The sequence below is a fragment of the Roseiarcus sp. genome, from assembly GCF_052145395.1.
Taxonomy (GTDB): Bacteria; Pseudomonadota; Alphaproteobacteria; order Rhizobiales; family Beijerinckiaceae; genus Roseiarcus.
On the sequence record NZ_JBKQOT010000223.1, the window covers coordinates 1 to 3,527 of the forward strand.

The window sequence follows — 3,527 nt, forward strand, 5'->3', positions numbered from 1 at the left end:
GGCCCGCATCCCCGAGGTAATGAACGTCTTCTCGCCGTTGACGACGAAGTGGTCGCCGTCCCGCACGGCTCTCGTCTTGACGGCGGCGACATCCGATCCGCCGCTCGGCTCCGTTACGGCGAGCGCCGCGATCTTCTCCCCCTTTATCACGGGTGGAAGCACGAGCCGCTTGATCTGTTCGCTCCCCGCCGCAACGATCGGCGGCAGCGCGATCGTGTGCGAGTTGATCGAGGCCTGCAGACCGCCGGCGCCGCAACGGGCGTATTCTTCGGCGAGGATCAGTTTGAAGAAGATGTCGCCCGGACTGCCACCATATTCCTCGGGAAACCCCAGTTCGGTAGCGCCAAGTTCGGCCGCTCGTCGATAGAGGGCCCGGGGGAACGTTCCCGCCTCGTCCCATTCGCTCACAAACGGGGTGATCTCGCGGGCAACGAATTCGCGAAGCGAGTCGCGAAACTGCTCATGTTCCTCCGAAAAGATGCGAGTCGCTGGCGGCATTGTTCTCGACTGTGCTGACAAATTTGAGCTCGATCTTCGACGATCCCATTGCGCGGTTCTTGCGCGGACTGGCTGACCTCAGAGGCCCGGGATGTTGTCCGCGACCTGAGGCCCCGGGATGGATCGATGGTCACCGCACGCGCCGGATTCGACGAAGTCTCAGATAGCCGACGACGCCATTCGGAAAAAAATAGACGCACAGGATGAAGACGACGCCAAACCAGAGGAGCCATCGGTCCGGATGGAAAAGGCGCGCAAGCCATTCCCCGCCCAGCTTGAGCGCGCTGGCGTTGACGGCGGCGAGAGCGAGTTGGAGATAGTTCTGCGCGAACACGAAGATCGTCACCCCGACCGCGGCGCCATAGATAGTCCCGAGTCCGCCAACGACGGCCATCAGCAGAACGTTCAGCATGACGTTGAAGTCCGCCGAAGTCGACGGCCCCGCGTAGCGAGACCACAGCGCCATGAGGACGCCGGCCCAGGCCGCGATCACGGCTGCGATGCAATTCGCGGCGAGACGAAAAGTGAGTGTTCGATACCCGATCGCCTCGGCGCGAAGCTCGTTCTCGCGAACGGCTTCAAGGACCCGCCCGAAGCGCGAATTCACGATGCGCAGAAGGATAAGGAGGGCCGCCAACGACGAGAAGAGGACAAAATAATAGAGGACGACCTTGCCCGTCACATCGAGGCCGACCAAGGGGACGGTGAAGTAGACGTGGCCTGATGACAGGGGCTCGGGGAGCCTGAAGTTCAGCCCGTCGTCGCCGCCGGTCAGCCACGAGAGACGCTGAACGAGCGCGGCGAAGGCGGCCGCAAAGGCAAGCGTGCTCATTGTGAAAAAGATCGCCTTGACCCGCAAGGACGCCATAGCGATCAGCAGCGAGAGGATCGCCGAGATCGCCAGGGCCGCGGCGGCGCCTCCCGCCAAGACGCTCCAGGTGGGGCCGAACCGATGGAGCGCGATCGCTGCGCCGTACGACCCGATGCCGAAGAACATGGCGTGCGCAAAGGAAACGATGCCGCAATAGCCCAGCAGCAGATCGAAAGACGCGACGAGTATGAAAAAGATCGAGATCGTTGCTGCCGTATTGAGCGCCCTCGCGCTGGTCCAGACGAACGGCGCGGACAGGAGGACCACAAACAACACGCAGAGGAACAGTGTAAGCCATCGGCTTCGCGGCAGGTCGTCGGAAAATAGGTGTTTGAGCATGACCGCTCCCCTCAGTGCGCGGCCACGGGGTGGAGTCCGTTGGGACGCCACAGCAGGATCGCCATCATCACGATGATGTCGGAGACGACGGCAAGGTCGGGCGCAAGGAAGCCGATGTAATTGGCGCATAGCGCGATCAACATCGCGCCATATAGACATCCGGTTATCGAGCCCAATCCCCCGATGATCGTGATGATGAGGATTTGCACGAGGACGTCAGATCCGATCGAGGCGCTGAACTCCTCGCGGTAGAAACCCCACATTGCGCCGCCAAGGCCCGCGAGCGCCGATCCGCAGATGCAGACGACCACAAACATCCTCCGGATATGGTGGCCGAGGGCCTCAACCATCTCGCGATTTTCCACTCCGGCGCGAATGAGGAGTCCGACGCGCGAGGAATGCATGACAATCATCATGGCGGCATAGACGACGAGGCCGACGACGAACGCGAATATGCGATAGCGCTCGATCGCGACAGAACCGACCATGTGGACGCCACGCAGAAAACTCGGCGGCATAAGTTGCATTTGGTTTGCGCCCCATACGACGAGCATCAATTGCACCATCACAAGCATGGCCCCGATCGTGATCAGGATTTGCTTGAGATGGCTGCCGTAGACTGGTCGAATGAACAAGCGCTCGTAGACAAGGCCAACGATCGCGGACGTTATGACGGCGGCGGCCACGACCGACGCCACGGCGAGGAGGTTCATCGCGCTCGACGTTGAGGCGAGCCATGGCTGAACAAATCCTGCCGCCGTAGCCGCGACATAGGCGCCGAGCGCGACAAACGCCGCGTGGCCGAGGTTGAGCACATCCATCAACCCGAAAACCAGCGTCAGACCGCTCGTCATGATGAAGAGCATCATGCCCATCGCGAGCCCGGCGACGGTCAACGTCACCCAAGTCGAGACACTTCCCGTCAGAGGCAGCGCCAAGACAGCTACGCCGACCAGGAGCGCAAACGGGGCAATGTCGAGTTTCCGTCCCGGCAGCGCGGTCGGCTCTGCCGACGCGTCGATCGCCGAGGGGGGATTGATGCTTGTCATGGTCAGTCCATCACACATGACTGTTGGGCGATTCGCTCGCCCTCAGTCCCAACAAGTTGTCCTTGAGGGAGTCGGACTCCACGAAATCCGCCATGGAGCCGGCATGCACGATTCGGCCATCATCCATAACCGCGACGTGGTCTCCGAGCGAGGACGCAAAGTTGAAGTTTTGTTCGACCAGCAGGATCGTCGTGTCTTTCGCTTTGAGTTCGAAGAAGGCGTCGGCGAGGGCCTGAACCATGATCGGCGCGAGGCCTTTCGTCGGTTCGTCGATCAACAGCAGCTTCCTCGGTTCAATAATCGCGCGCGCGATCGCGACCATCTGTTTCTGACCGCCGGAGAGCGTTCCCGCCGAACGCCGCCAGAAGCGCTTCAACGCGGGGAAAAAGGAAAGAATCCAGTCGACGCGTTCCTTGTCGAATCGCCCGCTCGTCGTCGCGAGGAGAAGATTTTCCTGAACGGTCAGCCCACGAAAAATCCCCATGTCTTCGGGAACGTAGGCGATGCCTCGCCGACAAATGTCGGCCGTTTCGAAGGCTGTGATATCTTGGCCCGCGAAGCGGATTTCTCCCCGACTCGCGTTCCACAGTCCCATGATTGTCCGCAAAGTGGTCGATTTTCCCGCGCCGTTCCGGCCGAGGAGCACCGTCACGCCCGTCGGCGGCACCGAGAGGTCGACTCCCTGCAGGATATGGTACTCGGGCGATATGCGTATGGACGCCGCTTAGAGCGGTATCCGAACGGAATGAATCGCATGTGAGCGCATAATC

The 3,527-nt window shown here is 61.2% G+C and carries 3 protein-coding genes and 1 pseudogene; all 4 read right to left on the reverse strand.

The genetic code is table 11. The features are described 5' to 3' along the window. Positions 1-498 (reverse strand): acyl-CoA dehydrogenase family protein (locus tag ACLP25_RS07605; protein WP_442468610.1); only part of this gene is annotated, 498 nt, incomplete at its 3' end. A gap of 130 nt (positions 499-628) precedes the next feature. Next, positions 629-1,708, reverse strand: coding sequence for a branched-chain amino acid ABC transporter permease (locus ACLP25_RS07610; RefSeq protein ID WP_442468611.1), 1,080 nt, complete (start codon positions 1,706-1,708; stop codon positions 629-631). 11 nt (positions 1,709-1,719) lie between these two features. Next, complete coding sequence (locus ACLP25_RS07615) at positions 1,720-2,757, reverse strand: branched-chain amino acid ABC transporter permease (protein ID WP_442468612.1); 1,038 nt, start codon at positions 2,755-2,757, stop codon at positions 1,720-1,722. Positions 2,758-2,767: 10 nt separating this feature from the next. Further along, positions 2,768-3,464 (reverse strand): annotated as a pseudogene (locus ACLP25_RS07620) (ABC transporter ATP-binding protein). Between the last annotated feature and the right edge of the window lie 63 nt (positions 3,465-3,527).

Excerpts from the sequence above, each read along its gene's own strand:
- ACLP25_RS07610 (WP_442468611.1), bottom strand. The coding sequence starts at position 1,708 with ATGCTCAAACACCTATTTTCCGACGACCTGCCGCGAAGCCGATGGCTT.
- ACLP25_RS07615 (WP_442468612.1), bottom strand. The coding sequence starts at position 2,757 with ATGACAAGCATCAATCCCCCCTCGGCGATCGACGCGTCGGCAGAGCCG.